Annotated in this window: 19 protein-coding genes; 10 read left to right on the top strand and 9 right to left on the bottom strand. The window is 65.6% G+C overall.

What is annotated here, in order from left to right; translation table 11 throughout:
* Positions 1-339 precede the first annotated feature (339 nt).
* The 5 genes from HAV18_RS32350 to HAV18_RS32330 all read left to right on the top strand — a co-directional run bounded on the left by HAV18_RS32350 (position 340) and on the right by HAV18_RS32330 (position 6,296).
* Complete coding sequence (locus tag HAV18_RS32350; protein WP_166964147.1) at positions 340-1,587, top strand: ROK family transcriptional regulator; 1,248 nt, start codon at positions 340-342, stop codon at positions 1,585-1,587.
* Complete coding sequence (locus HAV18_RS32345) at positions 1,574-3,127, top strand: sugar ABC transporter ATP-binding protein (protein ID WP_166964145.1); 1,554 nt, start codon at positions 1,574-1,576, stop codon at positions 3,125-3,127. The genes HAV18_RS32350 and HAV18_RS32345 overlap by 14 nt, the downstream gene beginning before the upstream one ends.
* Positions 3,128-3,169: 42 nt before the next feature.
* A complete protein-coding gene (locus HAV18_RS32340; protein ID WP_166964143.1) occupies positions 3,170-4,207 on the top strand; it encodes an ABC transporter permease subunit in 1,038 nt (345 codons plus the stop codon).
* A gap of 83 nt (positions 4,208-4,290) precedes the next feature.
* Entirely contained in the window at positions 4,291-5,235 is a 945-nt protein-coding gene (locus tag HAV18_RS32335) for an ABC transporter substrate-binding protein (protein ID WP_166964141.1), read from the top strand.
* 128 nt (positions 5,236-5,363) lie between these two features.
* Complete coding sequence (locus tag HAV18_RS32330; RefSeq protein WP_166964139.1) at positions 5,364-6,296, top strand: carbohydrate kinase; 933 nt, start codon at positions 5,364-5,366, stop codon at positions 6,294-6,296.
* 14 nt (positions 6,297-6,310) lie between these two features.
* Here the strand turns inward: HAV18_RS32330 and HAV18_RS32325 are convergent, their stop codons facing one another.
* The 3 genes from HAV18_RS32325 to HAV18_RS32315 all read right to left on the bottom strand — a co-directional run bounded on the left by HAV18_RS32325 (position 6,311) and on the right by HAV18_RS32315 (position 9,346).
* Positions 6,311-8,041 carry a SulP family inorganic anion transporter gene (locus HAV18_RS32325; RefSeq protein WP_166964136.1) on the bottom strand — a complete coding sequence of 577 codons (1,731 nt, stop codon included), beginning with the start codon at positions 8,039-8,041 and terminating at the stop codon, positions 6,311-6,313.
* A gap of 7 nt (positions 8,042-8,048) precedes the next feature.
* Positions 8,049-8,675, bottom strand: coding sequence for a ParB-like protein (locus tag HAV18_RS32320; protein WP_166964134.1), 627 nt, complete (start codon positions 8,673-8,675; stop codon positions 8,049-8,051).
* Positions 8,676-8,803: 128 nt separating this feature from the next.
* On the bottom strand, positions 8,804-9,346 hold the full coding sequence (locus HAV18_RS32315; protein ID WP_166964132.1) for a GNAT family N-acetyltransferase: 543 nt from the start codon (positions 9,344-9,346) through the stop codon (positions 8,804-8,806).
* A 281-nt stretch (positions 9,347-9,627) separates the two neighbouring features.
* Here HAV18_RS32315 and HAV18_RS32310 point away from each other — a divergent pair, with 281 nt between their 5' ends.
* From HAV18_RS32310 to HAV18_RS32295, 4 genes are all read left to right on the top strand, one after another.
* On the top strand, positions 9,628-10,848 hold the full coding sequence (locus HAV18_RS32310) for an MFS transporter (RefSeq protein ID WP_166964130.1): 1,221 nt from the start codon (positions 9,628-9,630) through the stop codon (positions 10,846-10,848).
* A 215-nt stretch (positions 10,849-11,063) separates the two neighbouring features.
* Positions 11,064-11,885: a TetR/AcrR family transcriptional regulator gene (locus HAV18_RS32305; RefSeq protein WP_166964128.1), complete on the top strand. Its 822-nt coding sequence runs from the start codon at positions 11,064-11,066 to the stop codon at positions 11,883-11,885.
* 157 nt (positions 11,886-12,042) lie between these two features.
* Positions 12,043-13,797, top strand: coding sequence for an AMP-binding protein (locus HAV18_RS32300; protein WP_166964126.1), 1,755 nt, complete (start codon positions 12,043-12,045; stop codon positions 13,795-13,797).
* 29 nt (positions 13,798-13,826) lie between these two features.
* A complete protein-coding gene (locus tag HAV18_RS32295) occupies positions 13,827-14,744 on the top strand; it encodes a DUF1571 domain-containing protein (RefSeq protein ID WP_166964125.1) in 918 nt (305 codons plus the stop codon).
* A gap of 27 nt (positions 14,745-14,771) precedes the next feature.
* Here the strand turns inward: HAV18_RS32295 and HAV18_RS32290 are convergent, their stop codons facing one another.
* Entirely contained in the window at positions 14,772-15,056 is a 285-nt protein-coding gene (locus tag HAV18_RS32290) for a hypothetical protein (RefSeq protein WP_166964123.1), read from the bottom strand.
* A 295-nt stretch (positions 15,057-15,351) separates the two neighbouring features.
* On the opposite strand from HAV18_RS32290, the gene hfq reads away from it, so the two are divergent.
* The gene (gene hfq / locus HAV18_RS32285) at positions 15,352-15,933 is read left to right on the top strand and encodes an RNA chaperone Hfq (RefSeq protein WP_048020710.1); all 582 of its coding nucleotides are present in this window, start codon (positions 15,352-15,354) and stop codon (positions 15,931-15,933) included.
* A gap of 77 nt (positions 15,934-16,010) precedes the next feature.
* Here the strand turns inward: hfq and HAV18_RS32280 are convergent, their stop codons facing one another.
* The 5 genes from HAV18_RS32280 to HAV18_RS32260 all read right to left on the bottom strand — a co-directional run bounded on the left by HAV18_RS32280 (position 16,011) and on the right by HAV18_RS32260 (position 21,498).
* Positions 16,011-16,718, bottom strand: a complete 708-nt coding sequence (locus tag HAV18_RS32280) for a DUF2968 domain-containing protein (protein ID WP_166964121.1) — start codon at positions 16,716-16,718, stop codon at positions 16,011-16,013.
* A gap of 54 nt (positions 16,719-16,772) precedes the next feature.
* Complete coding sequence (locus HAV18_RS32275) at positions 16,773-18,164, bottom strand: sigma 54-interacting transcriptional regulator (protein WP_166964119.1); 1,392 nt, start codon at positions 18,162-18,164, stop codon at positions 16,773-16,775.
* A gap of 108 nt (positions 18,165-18,272) precedes the next feature.
* Complete coding sequence (locus HAV18_RS32270) at positions 18,273-20,210, bottom strand: pilus assembly protein TadG-related protein (RefSeq protein ID WP_166964117.1); 1,938 nt, start codon at positions 20,208-20,210, stop codon at positions 18,273-18,275.
* A gap of 95 nt (positions 20,211-20,305) precedes the next feature.
* Positions 20,306-20,632 carry a DUF3613 domain-containing protein gene (locus HAV18_RS32265; protein ID WP_166964115.1) on the bottom strand — a complete coding sequence of 109 codons (327 nt, stop codon included), beginning with the start codon at positions 20,630-20,632 and terminating at the stop codon, positions 20,306-20,308.
* 20 nt (positions 20,633-20,652) lie between these two features.
* Complete coding sequence (locus HAV18_RS32260) at positions 20,653-21,498, bottom strand: tetratricopeptide repeat protein (protein WP_208102205.1); 846 nt, start codon at positions 21,496-21,498, stop codon at positions 20,653-20,655.
* Positions 21,499-21,506: the final 8 nt, after the last annotated feature.

Raw genomic sequence — 21,506 nt, 5'->3', positions numbered from 1 at the left:
GCCTTTTTTCATTTCCGGCTCCGGAAACACATCCCCCCATATCCGCAAGCAGACCAGTCGCTCCGGTTAGCGTCGCCTGCGCAAACGTGCCGTGACGGCGCATTGCAAATCCGACGACAACCCCATTGCCCCGGATTCAGGCCACCACCCACGCCACCTTTGGCCTGAATGACTGGATTTCCGCTATTCGTCCCCGATTCCAGGCGCCCCACGCCGCCATCCCCGCCCCCACCCAAACCGGGATTTCCCTAAGCTGACATGCCGGCGCTCACGCGGTTAAATAAATCAACGTGATTTATTTAATGCGCCGCCCGACGGCGCACCATGGAAGGAGACGCCATGAGAAGCCCGCACTTCGGCCAGGGCAGCAATTCGGCCAACGTGCGCCGTTACAACGAGCGCCTGCTGCTGAAGACGCTGCGCCGCGCAGGCAGCGCGTCAAAGGCCGACCTCGCCCGCCTCGCAAACATGACGGGCACGGCGGTCGGCAGCATCATCGCGTCGCTCGCCGACGCGAAGCTGATCGAATTCGCAGGCCGCACGGAAGGCCACCGTGGTCAGCCAGCCTCGTTGATTCGCCTCGACCCGCGCGGCGCGTTCGGCATCGGCGTCCATCTCGACCGGATGCGCATCGAAACGGCACTCGTCAACTTCGCGGGCGACGTGCTCGGCCGCCGCTCGCACGACACGCTGCTGCCTCCCCCGGCCGACGTGCTCGAGATCGTCCGCCACGACATCGACGCGATGCAAGCCCTGCTCCCCGACCACGAACGCGCCCGCCTGACCGGCATCGGCGTCGCGCAGCCCTACAACCTCGGCGCGTGGATGCGCGAACTCGGCCTCGCACCCGATACGTTCCGCGCGTGGGAAGACGTCGATTTCGCAAGCGACCTCAGCCGCACGCTGTCGCTTCCGGTCTTCGGCGAAAACGACGGCAATGCGGCCGCGATCGCCGAGCTGTTCTACGGATACGGCCGGCAGTGCGACGACTTCGTCTACCTGTTCATCGGGCCGGCGATCGGCGGCGGCATCGCGATCGACGGCGACTGCCTGCGCGGCTTGACCGGCAATGCGGGCGACATCGCCGTGATTCCCGTGCCGCCGAGCCGGCTGGCTTCCGCGCCGCCGCCGCGCGGCCCGTGGGACATCCTGCTCGCGCGTGCGTCGCTGCATGCACTCGTGCGCCATCTGCGCCATCACGGCGAGACGGTCGACAACCGGGCCGATCTCGAAGCTTGCATCGCTCGCGGCCTGCCCGCGGTCGACGAATGGATCGACGATTGCGTCGACGCGCTCGCACCGGCGTTGCGCGCTGTGCTGTGTGTGGTCGATGCACCGGTGGTCGTGCTCGACGCCGACACCGATGCGGGCCTGCTCGACGCGGTCACGACGCGCCTGCGCGCAGCGCTCGTCGCCACCGCGCCCGAAGCGCGCGGCACGCCGATGCTCGTTCGAGGCACGTTCGGCGCCGACGCCGGCGCGATCGGCGCGGCCACGCTGCCGATGTATTTCAACTTCTCCCCGCGGGCCGGCATCCTCAAGGGCGCCCGCACCGACTCGCAGGAGGTCAACCATGTCGCGATCTGAGTCGCCCCGCCCGCTGCTCGAAATGCGCGGGATCAGCAAGACGTTCCCGGCTGTGCGTGCGCTCGACAACGTGAGCCTGACCGTCTATCCCGGCGAGATCCATTCGCTGATGGGCGAAAACGGCGCGGGCAAATCGACGCTGATGAAGATCCTGTCGGGTGCATACCGCGCTGATGCCGGCGGCGAGATCCTGATCGACGGCGAACGCATCGACATCGACGGCCCGCTAGCCGCACGCGATGCGGGCGTCGCGGTGATCTACCAGGAACTGTGCCTGTCGCCAAACCTGAGCGTCGCGGAAAACATCTACATCGGCCGCGAACTGAGGCGCGGCAACCGGCGCTGGGGCACGATCGACCGCGCGGCGATGGCGCGCGGCTGCGAAGACGTGCTCGCGCGCCTGGGCGCATCGTTCGGGCCCGACACGCTCGTCGACACGCTGTCGATCGCGGAGCAGCAGCTCGTCGAGATTGCGCGCGCCGTGCACACCCGCGCACGCATCCTCGTGATGGACGAACCGACCACGCCGCTGTCGTCGCGCGAGACCGAACACCTGTTCCGCCTGATCCGCCAGTTGCGCGAGGAAGGGCTCGCGATCATCTACATCAGCCACCGGATGGCGGAGATCTACGAGCTGTCCGACCGCGTGTCGGTGCTGCGTGACGGCACGTACGTCGGCACGCTCGAACGCGCATCGCTGTCGGCCGAGCGTCTCGTCGCGATGATGGTCGGCCGCGACATCTCCGGCTTTTACAAGAAGGAACACGCGCCGTACGACCCGGGCCACCTGCTGCTGTCGGTACGCGACATCGCCGACGGCGGGCGCGTGCGCGGCTGCAGCCTCGACCTGCATGCCGGCGAAGTGCTCGGTATCGCGGGGCTCGTCGGCGCAGGCCGCACCGAACTCGCACGGCTGATCTTCGGCGCCGAACCGCGCGTGCGCGGCGACGTGAAGGTGGGCGAACGCACGTTCGGCGCGCACTCGCCGCGCGACGCGATCGACGCAGGCCTCGTCTACCTGACCGAAGACCGCAAGCGCCAGGGCCTGTTCCTCGACATGAGCGTGCGCGACAACATCAACATCTCGGTCTGCAACCGCGATGCGCGGCTCGGTGCGCTCGACCTCGCGCGCGGCGCCGAGCGCGCACGCGACGCCATTGCGTCGCTGTCGATCCGCGTCCCCCACGCGAACGTCAACGTCGGCGCGCTGTCGGGCGGCAACCAGCAGAAAGTGCTGCTGTCGCGCCTGCTCGAGACGAAGCCGCGCGTGCTGATCCTCGACGAACCGACGCGCGGCGTCGACATCGGTGCCAAATCCGAGATCTACCGGATCATCAACGAACTGGCCCGGGCCGGCGTGGGTGTGATCGTGATCTCGAGCGAACTGCCGGAGATCATCGGCGTCGCCGACCGGGTGCTGGTGATGCGCGAAGGCGAGATCGCGGGCGAACTCGGCGGCCACACGCATACGTCCATCACGCAGGAAGCCATCATCGCGCTCGCCACCGGCTCGCAAGCCGAACTCGCCGACGCACACTGAGCCTCGACCTTTTCATTTCCTTCTTACATTCAGGTTACCGAAATGATCAACCCGACCAAGCAGCGGAACCTCGCTTCCGCGACGGCCCACCCGGTGGGCGATCGTACTCCCCGGTTGCGCGTCACCGATCACCGCGCCCGCATGCAATCGCTGATCCGCACGGCCGGCATGCTGCCGGTGCTACTGGTTCTTTGCATCGGCTTCGGCTTCCTGACCGACGGCTTCTTCACGCTGCAGAACCTATCGATCGTCACGCAGCAGGCATCGATCAACATCGTCCTCGCCGCCGGCATGACCTTCGTGATCCTGACGGGCGGCATCGACCTGTCGGTCGGCTCGGTGCTCGCCGCCGCGGCCGTCGCGGCACTGCTCGCGTCGACCATTCCGGGCTGGGGCTGGCTCGGCGTGCCGTTCGCGCTCATCGTCGGCCTCGTGTTCGGCGCGATCAACGGCGGCCTGATCTCGTTCCTGCGCCTGCCGCCGTTCATCGTCACGCTCGGCGCGATGACGGCCGTGCGCGGCGTCGCGCGCCTGATCGGCAACGACACGACCGTGTTCAATCCGCAGTTGCCGTTCGCGTTCATCGGCAACGGCACGATCCTCGGTGTGCCATGGCTCGTCGTGATCGCGTGCGCGGTGATCGCGATCTCGTGGTTCATCCTGCGCCGCACGGTGCTCGGGATGCGCATCTATTCGGTCGGCGGCAATCCGGAAGCCGCCCGCCTGTCGGGCATCAACGTGCGGGCCATCCAGCTGTTCGTGTATGCGGCGTCGGGCCTGCTCGCCGGCCTCGGCGCAGTGATGTCGGCCGCGCGGCTCTATGCGGCCAACGGCCTGCAGCTCGGCCAGTCGTACGAACTCGACGCGATCGCCGCGGTGATCCTCGGCGGCACGAGCTTCGTCGGCGGCGTCGGCTCGATCGTCGGCACGCTGATCGGTGCGTTGATCATTGCGGTATTGACGAACGGCCTCGTGCTGCTCGGCGTGTCCGACATCTGGCAGTACATCATCAAGGGGCTCGTGATCATCGGCGCCGTTGCGCTCGATCGCTATCGCCAGCGCGACTCGGCGCGCACCTGATCCCTTCCCGTCGATTCAACCTTGCGGCGCAGGCCGGTTCACCTGCACCCGTTCACAAACAAACCTCACGGAGACACAACGACATGTTCAAGCACAAAGCCGCCCTGACCGCCATCGCCTTCGCACTCGCCTTCGGCGCTTCCGCCGCACACGCGGCCGACAAGCCGCTCAAATCGATCGGCGTCACCGTCGGGTCGCTCGGCAACCCGTACTTCGTCACGATCGTCAAGGGCGCCGAGGCGCGCGCCAAGCAGATCAACCCGAATGCGAAGGTCACGGCCGTGTCGGCCGACTACGACCTGAACAAGCAATTCACGCAGATCGACAACTTCATCTCCGCGCACGTCGACATGATCCTGATCAACGCAACCGATCCGAAGGCGATCGAGCCGGCGGTGAAGAAGGCGCAGGCGGCCGGCATCACGGTCGTCGCGGTCGACGTCGCGGCAGCGGGCGCGAACGCGACCGTGCAGACCAACAACGTGAAGGCCGGCGAGCTGGCATGCGACTACATCGCGAAGAAGCTCAACGGCAAGGGCAACGTGATCATCGAGAACGGCCCGCAGGTGTCGGCCGTGATCGATCGCGTCAACGGCTGCAAGACCGTGCTCACGAAAAACGCGGGCATCAAGCTGCTGTCGAGCGACCAGGACGGCAAGGGCTCGCGCGAAGGCGGGATGAATGCGATGCAGGGCTACCTGACGCGTTTTCCGAAGCTCGACGCGGTGTTCACGATCAACGATCCGCAGGCGATCGGCAGCGATCTCGCCGCGAAACAGCTGAATCGTCCGGGCATCGTGATCACGTCGGTGGATGGTGCACCCGACATCGAAGTGGCGCTCAAATCCAACACGCTCGTGCAGGCGTCGTCGAGCCAGAATCCTTGGTCGATGGCACAGCAGGCCGTGAACGTCGGCTACGGCATCATGAACGGCCAGAAGCCGGCCAACCCGATGATCCTGATCGAGCCGATGCTCATCACGCGCGACAACGTGAAGACCTACAAGGGCTGGAGCACGCCGCGCTGATTGCGCCGTCCGCCCGCGCAACCGGGCAGTGCGGGGCCGTGTCGCCATGCGCGACGGCCCCGCACTGCTCGCCTTTTCGGATCAACCGCTGTACGGCCGCGCGCAACGCCGCGGCACAAGGTTTCGACATGACGACGTTTCCCCGCCTGATCGTATTCGGCGAAGCACTGACCGATTTCATTCGCGACGACGCGCAGCACTGGCACAGCGTCGCCGGCGGCTCATGCTGGAACGTCGCGCGCGTCGGGGCGCGACTCGGCGTGCCGACGGCCTTCGCCGGCACGGTCAGCCGCGACATCTTCGGCGACGAGCTGATGCGCAAGAGCGCCGACGCCGGGCTCGACTTGCGCTTCATCCGGCAGGTCGATCGCGCGCCGCTTCTCGCGATGGTCGTGTCGAAGCAGCCGCCCCACTATTTCTTCATCGGCGAGAACAGCGCCGATCTCGCGTTCGATCCGGCGGACCTGCCCGCCGGCGCACTCGATGCGGCCGAGATCGTGCACGTCGGTTCGCTCGGCGTCGTACGCGAGCCGCTCGCGGCGCGCCTGATCGAAGTCGCGCAGGCCGCGCGGGCGGCCGGCAAGCGGATCTCGTTCGACCCGAACTTCCGTGCGCCAATGGCCGCGCCGTCGTATCGCGACACGCTGCGCCGGCTGGCCGGGCTCGCCGACTGGATCAAGGTATCCGACGAGGATCTGCGCGGGCTGTTTCCCGAACTCGATGAAGCCGCCGCGCTCGCGCAACTGCGCACGTGGGCGCCCGACGCGACGATGCTCGTCACGCGCGGCGCATCCGGCATGCAGCTCCTGCATCGCGACACCGTGTTGTTCCAGCCCGCGTTCCCGACCGAAGTTGCCGACACCGTCGGCTGCGGCGATGCGAGCATCGGCGGCTGGCTCGCAAGCCAGCTTGCACGTCCCGATGCGTCAGCCGCCGAGCATCTGCGCTATGCAGCCGCGTGCGCGGCGGTCGCCTGTGCGCATGCAGGCGCCTATGCGCCGACGGCCGCGGAAGTGGCCGACGTGATCGACCGCGCAGCCGAAGCCGTGCCGTCGCGATAGGCCGCACCGCGCCGTCACGCGGCGGTCGTTCCGCCGCTGCCGTCCGGCGGCATGCCGGCCCGCAGCAGTTGCAGGCTCTCGTCGACGCTCAGTTCCGACATCGCGTCGTCGTGCAGCGTATCGTCCGCCGCGCGGCGCAACGCGTGCAGCGCATGCACCTTGAGCCGCACGATCGCGAGCCGCAATCCGCGCGCCGTGCATTCGGCCGCGAACGTGCGCAACGATTCGATCGTCGTGCCGTCGACGTCCGGCGTTTCCTCGAGGCTCAGCATCACGGTATGCGTGTCCGGCGCGGCCTTCATCAGCACCCGCACACGGTTCAGCATCCGGTCCGCATTCGCGAAGAACAGCTGCGCCTCGGGCCGCACGATCAGCACGCCCGGCACCGGCTTCGCATCGGCATGGCTCGCCATGTCGACGAAGTCGTGGCTGTCACGCAGCCTGCCGAGCACGCTGACGTTCGGCTCGGACAGCTTGCGCAGCGTCAGCAGCAGGCTCACGCCGATGGCCGCGAGCAGCCCGTGCAGCACGCCGAGCACGAGCACCGCGAGCAGCGCGGCGATCACGACGAGCCGGTCGCGATGCCAGGCCCAGTATGGCCGGAATACCGACGGATGCAGCGAGTGGCTGACCGCGAAGATCACGATCGCCGCGAGCACGGGCTCCGGCGTGCGCGCGAGCTGCGGCAGCAGCAGCCAGACGATCAGCGCGACCACGCCCGCCGCCCACAGGCCGGCAAAGCGCGACTGCGCGCCGGCCGCTTCGTTCGCCGAGGTCGCCGAATAGCCGGCACCGACCGGCATCCCGTGCAGCAGGCCCGACACGAGATTCGCGCAGCCGAGCGCGACGAGGTCGCGGTTCGGCGACACGCTGTCGCCATGCTTCAGCGCGAAGTTGCGGATCGACCCGTACGACTCCGCGTACAGGATCAGCATCAGCGCGAACGCAAGCTCGACGGTCTGCATCCACGCGTTGCGGTCGAGGGTCGGCAGGCCGAATTCGATATGCCGGAAGTCGATATGGCCGACGATCGCAATGCCGTATCGGTGCCAGTCGATCGCATAGCCGGCCGCGATCGACAGCACGATCACGACGAGCGTCGCGGGCACGCGCGAGCTCCGCCCGAGCGTGAACAGCAACGCCAGTGCGATCGCACCGAGCACGACGCTCGCGAGATTCGCATGCGGCGCGCCGGAGATCAGGTCGAGCGCGACATGCGGCGCATCGCTGTGCTGCACGGAAATCGCGAGAATCTTCGGCAACTGCTTGATGACGATCGTCAGCGCGAGGCCGAACGTGAAGCCGCGCAGCACCGGCCGCGCGACGAAATCCGACATGCCGCCGAGCCGCGCGGCACCCGCCAGGATGAACAGCACACCCGTCATCGCGACGAGCGCCGCCGCGAGCGCGAGCTGCGCGGCGAGCGCCATCCCCGACTCCGCGAGCACGGTCGCCGCGAGCACGGCGGCTGACGACGACGTCGACGACACGATCGCGAACCGGCTGCTGCCGGTGAGCGCATAGACAACGAGCCCCGACAGCAACGCGATGAGACCGGCCTGCGGCGGCAGGTTGGCCAGCCCCGCGTACGCGACTGCCTCGGGTATCAGCAGGCCCGCGATCGACAGGCCGGCCAGCGCATCGAGGCCGATGCGTCGCGTGGGCGGCGGCGAGTTCGCGTCGAGCGCGGAAAAATGGTCGGCGTGCTGCGGGCCGGCATCGGGGCGGATCGGGGCGGTCGTCATGAGGTGGTCAGGGTTTGACGGCGATGACGCCCGACCATCCGGGCAGATAGCGTGCGTCCTGCTCATGCGCGCGATGCAGCGCGATATCGAGCGCCTTCGCGAAATTCTTGCGGATCTGGTCGAGCGACACGTGCTGGCGCAGGTAGTCGGCCCACAGGAATTCGCTGAACGGCGTCGCGTCCTTCGCATAGCCGCCCGCCGTGCGCAGCTCGCCGGCGAGGCTGCGGTACGGATCGTCCACGAGCCCCGTCAGCGCCTTCGGCAGATTCCCGTAGTCGCGGCGCGTGCCGTCCGCGCCGAACGGATGCACCCACTGGTTGTGTTCCATCATCCGCCAGAAGATCGTGTGGTCGAGCCAGGACAGATCCTTCAGCAGCATCGCGTTCACGCGCGCCTCGCCTTCCTCGATCAGCGCGAGGCCGAGATGGTGATGATCGGTGATGTAGTGCAGCCCGTCCGGGCCGAGCACGGCCGGGAACCAGTGCGATTCGATCGCGGCCTTGCGCGCGCCCTTGCTGAGCGCCTTCCAGTGCTTGCGCTTCGCCTTGACTTCGCGATAGCCGACCGTCATCTGCGTGGGACGCAGTTCTTCAAGCTTGACGGGAATCAGGTGAACATCGTTACCGAGTGCCATGGTCGTACCCCATGTTGCGAAATTCCGGCAACGATACTCCTGATCGCGCGAGCCGTTAATACGTCATGACCTCGATACGCATCCGGTTGACGATCTCTGACAAGCGCTCGCGCACGCATGGCGCCGCGCTACACGCTCAGATCGTTGCGTTCGAGACGATGTCGAATGTAAGGAATGCCATCGTGCACGACGCTCACTCGGCGCATCCCGAGCTTGCGCGCGACATTAAGCGAGCCGCTGTTGGCCTCCGCGATATCGGCGATCACGCGCGGCAGGCGCACGGTGTCGAAGGCATGACGCACGACGGCCGCGGCGGCCTCACTCGCGATGCCGTGCCCCCATGTCGCACGCACCAGCCGCCAGCCGATCTCGACGTCGCGCGCGCCGCCTGCATAGTCCGGAATCAGCAGGATCCAGCCGACGAACGCATCCGGCGCGGCCTTCTCGAAGATCGACCAGTAGCCGAGGCCCGGCGGATAGTCGCGCGTGATCCGGTGCGTGACGAAGCGCCGATGCTCGACGGGATCGTGCCACGGGCCCGCGATGTGCCGCGTGACCTCCGGATCGCGGTCCATCTCGACACACGCATCGAGATCGGCCAGCACACGCGGACGCAGCCACAGCCGGGCAGTTTCGAGCACGGGCAGCGTGGCTGCGGAACGTTCGGTCATCTGGACTCCTGATTCGGTGACGATGCGCACCGGGCGCATTACAAAACAGATACAAACAGCCTTCCGGAATGATACAGATACCTGTCGCCGGTTTCGCGCGACGCCGTTTCCCATTCCGAAACAGTTCATTTCCTAGGGATTATTCCCGATTCGACGTCATCGCGCCCCGCATCGCTCAGCGCCGCGGCCTACACTCGATCAATGCCCCCGCACCGCGCGCAAGCCGGGCCGGCATCCGCATGCACATCGTGAGCGCGCAAGCCAACGAGGAGACCTCGGACATGAGCTGGACCCGCGAACAACGCAACGTCACGATTGCCGCTTACCTGGGCTGGACACTCGATGCGTTCGATTTTTTCCTGATGGTCTTCGTGCTGAAGGACATCGCCGCCGAATTCGGATCGACGATCCCCGCCGTCGCGTTCGCGCTCACGCTGACGCTCGCGATGCGCCCGCTTGGCGCGCTGATCTTCGGCCGGCTCGCCGATCGCTTCGGTCGCCGCCCGACGCTGATGGTCAACATCGCGTGCTACTCGCTGCTAGAACTCGCATCGGGTTTCGCGCCGAGCCTGACCGCGCTGCTCGTGCTGCGCGCGTTGTTCGGCGTCGCGATGGGCGGCGAATGGGGCGTCGGCTCCGCGCTGACGATGGAAACCGTGCCGACCCATGCACGCGGCTTCGTGTCGGGACTGCTGCAGGCCGGCTATCCGAGCGGCTACCTGCTCGCGTCCGTCGTGTTCGGCCTGTTCTACCAGTACATCGGCTGGCGCGGGATGTTCATGGTCGGCGTGCTGCCCGCGCTGCTCGTGCTGTACGTGCGCGCACACGTGCCCGAATCGCCGGCGTGGAAACAGATGGAGAAGCGCCCGCGCCCGAGCCTCGGGGCCACGCTGCAGCAGAACTGGAAGCTCACGATCTACGCGATCGTGCTGATGACCGCGTTCAACTTCTTCTCGCACGGCACGCAGGATCTCTATCCGACGTTCCTGCGTGAACAGCATCACTTCGATCCGCATACCGTGTCGTGGATCACGATCGTGCTGAACATCGGCGCCATCGTCGGCGGCCTGTCGTTCGGCACGATCTCGGAACGGATCGGCCGGCGTCGCGCCATCTTCATCGCTGCGCTGATCGCCCTGCCCGTGCTGCCGCTGTGGGCATTCTCGAGCGGCCCGGTTGCCCTCGCCGCGGGTGCGTTCCTGATGCAGATCTCGGTGCAGGGTGCGTGGGGCGTGATCCCGGTTCACCTGAACGAGATCTCGCCCGACGAGATCCGGGCGACCTTCCCTGGCGTCGTCTACCAGCTCGGCAACCTGCTCGCGTCGGGCAACGCGACGATGCAGGCATCGCTTGCCGTTTCGCACGGCAACAATTACAGCCTGGCGCTCGCGCTCGTGGCCGGCATCGTCGCCGTCGTGATCGCCGTGCTGATCCTGTTCAGCCGCGAGCGGCGCGGCATCGACATGACGCAATCGGTCAATACGCGTAGCGCGGTCAGCTAGATCTGCGTATTTCCGCATCGCACCATCGCGCGTGCCCCGCCCCGCCGGGGCCGCGCACAATACTTTCCGCATTCGCACATCGAACTAGAGGAATTTGTCCAGATTCCCCGCTTGCCCGCTCGGCCCGTGATTTTTTATCTTAATAAAAACGACTGTTTGAATCAGATAATCAAATCACCTGTTCGCGGCCGGGAGACCGGCATGGGAGGCGGAACATGGCAGTAAGTCAGGAGGGGCGACCGTCCGCAGGACGGCCGTCCGGGGCGCGGTCATCCGGCACTCGGCAGACCGGCGGGACGAAGGCGCGCATTCTCGATGCGGCGGAGGATCTGTTCATCGAGCATGGCTTCGAGGCGATGTCGATGCGCCAGATCACCTCGCGCGCGGCGGTCAACCTCGCCGCGGTCAACTACCACTTCGGCAGCAAGGAGGCGCTGATCCACGCGATGCTGTCGCGCCGGCTCGACCAGCTCAACCAGGAGCGCCTAGGCATCCTCGACCGCTTCGATGCACAACTCGGCACGCACATTACCTGCGAGCACGTGCTCGGCGCGATGTTCATTCCCGCGCTGAAGGCATCGCGCAATCCCGAACGCGGCGGGCCCGGGTTCCTGCGGCTGATCGGCCGTGCCTACACCGATCCTTCGCCGTTCGTGCGCAACTTCCTGACCGCGCACTATGCGAGCGTCGCGGGCCGCTTCTTCGACGCGTTCCAGCGCGCATTGCCGCACCTGCCGCGCACGGAGCTCGGCTGGCGGCTGCACTTCGCGATCGGCGCGCTGTCGGGCGCGCTCGCGGGTGCCGAAACGGAAAGCCTGATCGACGAGTTCTCGCAAGGCCGCACGATGAACGACGTGCAGATGATCGCGCGACTGTCGTCGCTGATCGTCGCCGCGCTGAAAGCGCCGATGCCCGACAGCGCGCAACTGTCGATCTTCGCGGCCGTACTCGACGACGCAGGCGCAAGCGAAGTGTTCGGGCTGCCGCAGTCGGGCACAACCACCGCCGATACGGCGACGCTGCATTCCACGAACTGAGCGCGCGAGGCCACGCGCGGCTTCCTGTTCACGATTTGATTGAAACGCGCGGTCGCGCAGGGCATCGAGGTGCCCGCGCCGATCGACCGTGCGGCACGGGGCACGGGCCGGCGCCGAAGCGCCTGCCCTCGCCGAGAGCAAAGACCGGAGACACGTCATGTCATCTTCCGCAGCACCCGCAGCGGCCCAGGTTCCGCCGAACACCGACGGCATCTGGTACGCGTCATATCCGCCCGGCGTCCCGCACGACATCGACGTCACGCAATACGCATCGCTCGTACAGTTCTTCGACGAATGCACGAGCCGCTTCGCCGAGCGCGTCGCCTATGTGAGCGCAGGCGCATCGATGACCTATCGCACGCTCACGCAGAAAGTCGACGCGTTCGCGTCGTATCTGCAAAGCCTCGGCGTCAAACCCGGCGATCGCGTCGCGATCATGCTGCCGAACACGTTCCAGTACCCGGTCGCGCTGTTCGGCACGCTGAAAGCCGGTGCGATCGTCGTCAACGTCAATCCGCTCTACACCGCGCGCGAACTCGCGCACCAGCTGAAGGACAGCGGCGCGCAGACGATCGTCGTGTTCGAGAATTTCGCGCACACGCTGCAGGACGCGCTGCCGGAAACGCAGGTGAAGAACATCGTCGTCACCGCGCTCGGCGACCTGCTCGCCGACGGCTTCAATGCGAAAGGACGCCTGATCAATTTCGTGCTGAAGCACGTGAAGAAACTCGTACCGGCCTACCACCTGCCGCAGGCCATCCGGTTGCGCTCCGCCCTCGCGCTCGGTGCGCGCGGCAAGCCGCAGTCCGTGCCGATGTCGCGCGACGACCTCGCATTCCTGCAATACACGGGCGGCACGACGGGTGTGGCGAAAGGCGCGATGCTCACGCACGGCAACCTGATCGCGAACCTGCTGCAGGCGAAGGCCTGGATCGCCGACCAGGTATCGGGCGACGTCGAAACCGTGCTCACGCCGCTGCCGCTGTATCACATCTATTCGCTGACGGTGAACGCATTCATCTTCATGGGGCTCGGCGGGCGCAACATCCTGATCGCGAACCCGCGCGACATGACGATGGTGATGAAGATCATCCGCAACGAGACGTTCACCGGCATCACCGGCATCAACACGCTGTACAACGCGTTCCTCGACAACGAGGAATTCCGCAAGCGCGATTTCTCGAAGCTGAAGCTCGCGATGGCGGGCGGGATGGCGATGCAGCGCGCGGTCGCGGAACGCTTCCAGCAGGTGACGGGCCGGCCGGTCGTCGAAGGTTACGGCCTCACCGAATGCTCGCCGATCGTCACGATGAACCCCGTCGACCTGAACGACATGGCCGCGTTCAGCGGTTCGATCGGCCTGCCCGCGCCGTCCACCGTCGTGCGCTTTCGCCGCGAGGACGGCACCTGGGCGCCGATCGGCGAACCGGGCGAGCTGTGCGTGCACGGCCCACAGGTGATGCGCGGCTACTGGCAGCGCCCCGACGAGACGGCCAAGGTGATCGACGCCGACGGCTGGCTCGGCACCGGCGACATCGGCGTGATGGACGAACGCGGCTTCATCCGCCTGATCGACCGCAAGAAGGACATGATCCTCGTGTCGGGCTTCAACGTGTATCCGAACGAGATCGAGGAAGTGCTGGTGATGCATCCGGGGATCAGCGAAGCCGCGGCGATCGGCATTCCTGACGAGGTACAGGGCGAACGGATCAAGGTGTTCGTCGTGCGCCGCGACCCGTCGCTCACGGCCGACGACGTGCTCGCGCACTGCCGCAAGAACCTGACCGGCTACAAGATGCCGAAATTCGTCGAGTTCCGCGACGCGCTGCCGCAGACGAACGTCGGCAAGATCCTGCGCCGCGCGCTGCGCGACGAGGAACTCGCCAAGCTCAAGGCCGCGAAGCAAGGTTGAACGATCCATCGCCCACGGAGACGCCGTCGATGAACGAAGGAACGAAACGTCACGCGCGGCATGCCGCCGCCGTGGCAGTCGCCTGCCTGCTGTCGCTCGTACATGCGGGCCTGCATGCACAGGAAACAGCCGACGCCGCGAGCGCGGCAACGGGCATCGCACTGCCGGCGGACCTCGCGAAAGTCACGCGCGAGCCGGTCACGCAGCAGGCGCGCTGGCTGCGCACGGCCGCGCAGCGCGGCGCGCTTGCGCAACTTGATGACGCGACGCTCACGGCGCTCTTCAAGGCACTCGATCCGCTCGCCGTGCCGCTCTACATCCGTAACGGCCCCAACGGCTATCCGTCGTACCAGTTCACGATGGTGCGCCAGGAGCGCATCAGCGGAAAATGGTCCGATACGCCCGACCGCATGCTCGTGAAGACCACCCGCGAGCCGCTGCGCGTCTATGCGAAATGGCTGCCGGGCGGTGCGCATGCCGGACAGGAGACGATCTACGACACGACGCAGCGCAAGGACGAGATGTACGGCCACCTTGGCGGCCTGCTCGGCAAGATTCCGCTGTGGACGGCACTCGACGGCGCACTCGCGCGCGCCCAGTCGAATCACCAGGTGAAGGATCTCGGCACCGAGTTCATCACGAACCTGTACCTGACCGAAGGGAAGAAATACGTGGAGGCCGGCGTGCAGCGGCCGACCGATGTGGAAGCCAGGACGGTCGGCGGCGTGCGCGTCGTCGCGCTCACCTACGAAACACCGACCGGCCGGCCGCAGTTCTACGCGAAAAAGGAAGTCCTCGGGCTCGACCTGCACGCGCCCTATTTCCGGACCGTCGAGTCCTATGACAACGACGGCAAGATCTTCGAGCGGATCGTCATCGAGAAAATCGCGCCGGCGACGCTCGACGACACCGCATTCGACCCGAAAAATCCCGACTACGCGTTCTGATGCGCACCGGCGGGGCTGGCCTCGGGCTCAATCGTCATCGTCGTCGCCATGGTGCCGGTGCCAATGCTTATCATAGTGCTTGCGCCACTTGCGATAGCGATCGTCGTCGTCATCGCCGTAGTAGCCGTATCCGTATCCCGGATAGGCGACCACGGCCGGCTGCGGCGCCACATAGACCGGCGCCGGCTCGACATAGACCGGCGCGACCGGTACGCCGATGCCGACCGACAGGTCGACATGCCCCGCCATCGCACTGCCGGAAGCGAGCAACGCCACGCCCCCGACCCACCCTGCCCATCGCCACTTGTTCATGTTCTGAATTCCTGATATGCCGGCCCGCCCGGCTCGCGCAGCCAATGTAAGCGTCGCGCGAGAACCAAGGTGATACGGCACTGCGAGAGTCGTAACGCGGCGTAACGAAATGGCATTGGCCGTTCGGCCGAATCGCGAAAATGCGCTGGAACGTCTATAGTGGGTTACGGTTCGACACAATCACGACTGCGCGCTTCCCGATCGAACAGGGTAGAATCCCGCCAAATACCTTGTGGACGAACACGCCACACACACGCACAACATATTCTCTGACGCAGGCTCCTGCCGCACCTCAATGGCCAATCCCGCAGAATCCCATCCGCAAAACGACTTCATCAATTCGGCGCGCAAGGAACGTAAGCGCGTTGAAATCTATCTCGTCAACGGCATTCGTCTGACGGGGTGTATCGAGTCGTTCGACCAGTACCTGGTGATGCTGCGCACCCCCGTGGGTCTGCAAGGCATCTACAAGCGCGCGATTTCCACGATCCAGCTCGACACGGGCGGCTCGCGCCCGGGCGGCAGCGGCGGCCCCCGCGGTCCGCGTACCGGCGGGCGCCCCGGCGGCCGTGAAGGTGGCGGTCACAGCCCGTACGGCTCGCACGGCGGTCCGCGTGAATCGCGCGGCGACGGCGGCTACGGCTCCCGCGAACCGCGTGAAGGCTATGGCTCGCGCGAACCGCGCGAGGGTTACGGCTCGCGTGAGCCGCGCGAAGGCTACGGCGCCCCGCGCGAACCCCGTGAACCGCGCGAAAGCTACGGCGCGCCGCGTGACGCCGGCGACGCATCCGGCAACGCATCGCCGTCGGATTCCCGCGGCGGCAACGGGCCGGTGATCGTGACACGCCGCCGGCGAATCGTGCCGGACGGCCAGTAAAGCAAAAGGGCAAGCCAACCGGCTTGCCCTTTTTACTTGTGCGGCCGGCGCGGCATGTCGCCGCACCGCTGCCGGGTTCAGCGTGCCGTCGTCGGCAAGCCGGCGTCGGCCTCGCGCTGCAACGAACGCACCTGCTGCTGCAACGCACGCAGCTGCGACTGAAGCTCGGCCTGCTGCGCCTGCAATGCGGCCGTCTCGTTACGTACGCTCTTCTGGCGATCCGCGACTGCCGCCTGTTGCTGGCGTGCGATCGAGATATCGGCCTGCAGACGCCGCGCGCGGTCCTGCGTGACTTCGATCTGCTTGTCCATTTGCGCCTTCTGCGATTCCAGCTTCGCTGCCCGCAGCTCGTTCACGGACAGCCGCTCCGCCTGGCGCGAGAAATCGCGATAGATCGCTTCCGCACGCGTTTCATCGTAAGTCTTGATCACACGCCAGAACGCCTTCTGCTGGAACAGCGCGACGAAGTACGCGCCGTCCTTTACGTTGAACAGCAGGCTCGCACCGTAGCTGCCGTTGTAGCTCGTGCGCATCTCCGTCAGCGTGTGCGCCTGGATCTGGCGCTGCAGGTCGTCGACCGTGCTCGGCCCCGTCGACTCGCCCGCCAGCGGCTGCACCGACGTCTGGACCTGCGGATCGATCACCGGAATCGCGGCCACCGGCGCCGACGCCTGCTGTACTGCCGGCGAACCGCTGTCTGCCAGACTCTGCGCATAAGCGCCCTGCATGCCTCCCACCATGGCGAGCAACACGCACGCCTTTCCCAACCCCGTCATATGGCTCATGAAGTTCTATTCCCGCCCGAGTCGTTGTAATTCAGCGCGATTTTATCTCATTAATTACTCACTTTCGCGGGTCTCGGGCTCCTCGTCAAAGATCTGATATTTGCGCATTTTTTCCCACAGTACCTTGCGGCTGATACCGAGCTGCTGCGCCGTATCCTGACGCCGCCAGCCGTTTGCGTCGAGCGCCGCAATCACGCGGTTGCGCTCGTTCATGTCCCACTTGCTGCGATCCACGAAAACCTCGGCCGCGCTCTCCGCCGGTACCGGCTGCGCCGAATTGCGCGCGTGCGCGATCAGCCGCTGCAACCGCGCGGCATCCCACCCACCCGTCTGCCGCACCGTCACGCCGACGCGCTCGGCGAGGTTGCGCAGTTCGCGCACGTTGCCGGGGAAATAGCTGTCCGCGACCGAATCCGTCAGCCAGTACGGCAGATCGGACAACTCAGCGAGTCGTTCCTCACCGACGACCTGTGCGACGAACGACTTGAACAGCGCGATCTTGTCGACGGCGCCACGCTCTTCCAGCGACGGAATGCTCAGCTCGATCACCGCGAGCCGGTAGTAGAGATCGGCGCGGAACAGGCCATCCTTCACGAGCTGCGGCAGCTTCTTGTTGCTCGCCGCGACCAGGCGGAAATCGACCTTGACCGGCGTCGTTGCGCCGACGCGCAGCACCGCGCCGTCCTCGAGCACGCGCAGCAGCTTGACCTGCTGGTACAGCGGCAGATCGCCGACTTCGTCGAGGAACAACGTGCCACCGCCCGCCTGCTCGAAATAGCCTTTATGCGCAACAACCGCGCCCGTGAACGATCCCTTCGCATGACCGAAGAACAGCGATTCGAACAGGCCGTCGGGAATCGCGCCGCAGTTTACCGGCACGAATTCGCCGTGCCGGTAGCGCGAATGCTTTTCGTGCAGCAGTTGCGCGATGCGCTCCTTGCCGACGCCGGTTTCTCCGTGCAGCAGCACGTTGGTGTCGCAGTCGGCGAAGGTATCGACTTCGTGCAGCAGTGCCTGCATCGATTCCGAGTGCGCGACGAGTTCGGTCGGATGCGACGTTTCGGCCGTATGCGCACGCAGCTGCGTGACGAGCTTGCCGATCATGCCGCGCAGCTCGGCGCACGTGAAGTCGAGCGGCAGGATATGTGAATACTCGGGCGGATACTGCGACGCGTCGTGATCGCGCGCCGCGCCGACCCAGACGACCGGCATGCCGATGTTGGCCTGCCAGTCGCGCAGGAACGCCGCGCCGATTTCGATCATCGTCACGCTGATGATCGCCAGCGACGGACGCAATGCGGCGCGCTCGGGCGAGATCTCCGCGTTGTCGGCGCGGATCACTTCGACGTCGAAGCTCGCCATGCACCGGGCGACGCGGTCGACAATGTCCGCCTTGCCTTCCCAGACGTACAGGTCGAGCTCTTCGATTGCGGGCGTGGTTCTCATGATTCGGGTGCGGCTTCAGTAATTGACGAGTTGCTTGGCATTGCAGCTCAGTGAGCGGTTGCAGGCGGCAACGACGCTGCCTGCCTTGTTGACTGAACGTTCAGGCATTTATTGGACCAGCATAGGGTTGCCGCATTTGATCGAGTCCGGTGTGTTCGTGACATAGGCATTCCCCAGGCTCAGACCGAGCAGGCCCGTGACGGAGGTCAGGAGAGAATCGACAGGCTGCAGGAGCAGCGGAACGAGTGTGCTTCCCAATGCAGACAGAAGCGGCCCCGTCAGAATATCCAGCAACGGATTCAAGATACCGGCCAGCACCGATACCAGTCCGCCACTCGCCGACACCGAGATCGACAGGCCGCTGCCGACAATACCCTGAACCGCGGGTGACAGAAACTGATCGGTTCCCGTGCTCAGCATGTACGGCGATGCCGGACTCGGCGAACCGGATGCCCCTGGGCCAGGATACGTGAACGTCAGCGGAGTCGGCGTCTGATTGGCAACGGGAACCGTCAGCTGTCCAGGCTGCAGATTGATATTGACGGATATCTGATTCAGGTTGATAAGCCCCAGCGTCAACACGTTGAGCGCTGAAATCACGGTATTGAGTCCCAGCAGGCTGAGCAGGCTCTGCAGGTTCACGGATACCAGCGTGATCGGGGTTCCGCTGCCGGCCGTATATCCGGATGGCGCGTTGAGGTTGATCGGCGTATTCGCCGAACCGCCTATGTACACGGCAACCACCCCAGTCTGTACATTCACCTGCGCGGTCTTCGTACCGTTCGCGGTACAGGTGACGGACGCGAGGCCCGCCGTTGCCGGCGCCACATATGCGGTGATCGGCAGTTGAACGGCGGCAAGCGACGTTGACTTGCCTGATGAACAAGTGCCCCCCGGATAGACCAACGAGCCGTTGGGGCATGTCGACAGCAGCGAGATCGACGTATTGAGGAACACGTTCCCCTGCGCGGTCGACGTGTTCGTCGAACAATTGGTCGTTCCGCAATTCGTCGGACCGGGAGGACCGCTCGCCGTGGCCGGCGGTGTCCCCGCGAGCGACACGGAACCCGATACAGTCGCATTCAGCAACGGTGCGAGTGCGGTCGGCGTCTGAACGGTAATGCTGGGGATCGTGACCGGATTGGTGCCGTTCGCTATCTGCAATGCCGTCGACAGCAATCCGAGCGCATTGACACTGGCATTGACAGCGGAGCTTCCCGTTGCAGTCGCAGCCGAAACCAGTTGCCCAAGTGCGATTTTCGGACCACCGCACACGCTGTTGGAACACAACGCGGCGACGATGGCATTCAGAACGTTCAGGTTCACCCCGACCAGATTCTGCTGCGTCGCCGCCTGCACTGTCGCGTTGGCCAGTTGGCCAAGCGTTACGGTGCCATTCAACACGGACGTGCTCGTGCCGACCGGCAAATTGGCGAGAATGCCGGCCAGCTTCAGGTTGACTTGTGCGAGCCCCTGATAGTCGACAGCCTGCAGGCTCAGCGCGTTGGGTGACCCCGTCAGCACCTGCAGCAACTGATTGGCCAACCCGCCGTTCAACGCCGCCAACGACGTGGTCAACGTAAAGGTATCGGTCGGCACGCTCTTGGCAATGGCCGACGCGCTGATGGTTGCGTTATTGATAAAAATCCCGCTTACCCGCTCGGAAACGGTCACGCACACGGCGTTGACCGATTGCCCGGCGCTGACCGTTCCGCCTGACAAGCCGGCGCATTGGTTAATGGGGGACGGCGTTGCTCCCGAGGTGCGCGTGAACTGGGCGCTCGCGCCGCTGGTTGGCGGCGGGCTCCAGATCCCGCACGTCACGGTTGCAGTGGCCTTTCCCGACAGCAGGCTTGCCGGTACGTTCGTGACTTGATTGACCGCATTCGTTGCGGCCGTGCAATTGGCGTCGCTGGCGACCTGCGTCACGGCGGACAGCGCGGCCGTATCGGCAGCCGACTGCATATGGCGTCGTTCGGCATAGTAGCGACCGATATCGGTCGCGCCCAGCACGATGACCGCTATCGCCAGGAAAATCGTCGCCATGATCGCGGCGCCACCACGCTGACGGCGTTCGCCCCGGCAGCCAACCCGGCGCCGCCGAGCCACGAGTGATTGATCTGTGCGCATCGGCGTCTCGCTTACTGCGCGCTTTGCCCGCCACCCGACATGCCACCGGCAGCACCGAGCTGCGAATTCATCGTGTCAGGAATCTTGTTCTTGAACGAGTCGAGATAGCGTTGATAGACGAGCGACGCCACGTCGCCGAGCACCGGTTGCGCTGGCGCCGCAACACGATTGCCCCGCTGCATCGCGAGCCATTCCTTCGCGGAGCGCTCGACGTCGGACGCGTGCGGCGCATTTGCGTCTTGCGCACGAGCGACAGTCGAGCCGGCCACGATCCAGGCGATCGCACCAATTACTGCGATCCGGCCCACGCGCACGTTTCGATGGTGTTTATTGTTCATGTCGTTCCCCGGATGTCTGTTCATTGTGCAAAGCGCTGCAACAGCGGCACGGTCTGGTCATAGCCGAAATTGTTCGCCATCGGTGTAATCGGCGCTGCGGCGGCACGACGCGACACCACCGGTGGCGTCGCGACCGCACGCTGCTGCGCATGTGCCGCCGCAACGATCTTCGCGGCGTCGCCATTGATGTCCTTGCGGATATCCGCCGGCAGATGTTGCTGATTCATCAACCGTTGAGCATCCTGAGCGCGCCCCGCCGCGATGAGATAAAGCGCAAGATTGCTGACGATCTTGGGATTGCGCTGATCCAGTTCGGCCGCCTTCATCAACGGCACCCGAGCACCGACGATGTCGCCGCTGCGCAACTTCGCGTACGCGAGATCGGACAGCAGCGACGCATCGGTCGGCGCAAGCTCCGATGCCTGCGCGAGCGCCTGCGCCGCGCGATCGAAATCGCCTGCCGCGCCCGCGATCAACCCGAGCCCGCGATAGCCTCGCGCGGCAAGCGGCGTTTTCAGCAGTTGCGTATAGACGGCCGCGCTGGCGGCCGGCTGGTCGGTCATCCGCAGCGCGTCCGCGCGCAACAGGACCGATTCCGGAATCGCGCCATATGTCTTGTCGTATGCATCGATATGCGCGAGCGATGCAAAGTAGAGCCCCTGCGCCTGCATCCGCTGGATCAGACCCAGATACATCCCGGGCGTATCCGGTACGGACTGCTTCTGATCGGCCGCCTGCATCAGCGCCGCCCGCTCGGTCTGCGAGCTGACGCCGTACCCGTTTTCCTTGGTTGCGCACGCACCGAGCAGCAGTACCACTGCCGCAGCCGCCCCCATTTGCGCTGCCATCCCGCTGATCCGCTTCATCGTCTTTC

The organism is Burkholderia sp. D-99 (genome assembly GCF_011605345.1).
In the GTDB taxonomy this organism is placed as follows: domain Bacteria; phylum Pseudomonadota; class Gammaproteobacteria; order Burkholderiales; family Burkholderiaceae; genus Burkholderia.
This window is presented reverse-complemented; position numbering and strand designations above follow the sequence as displayed.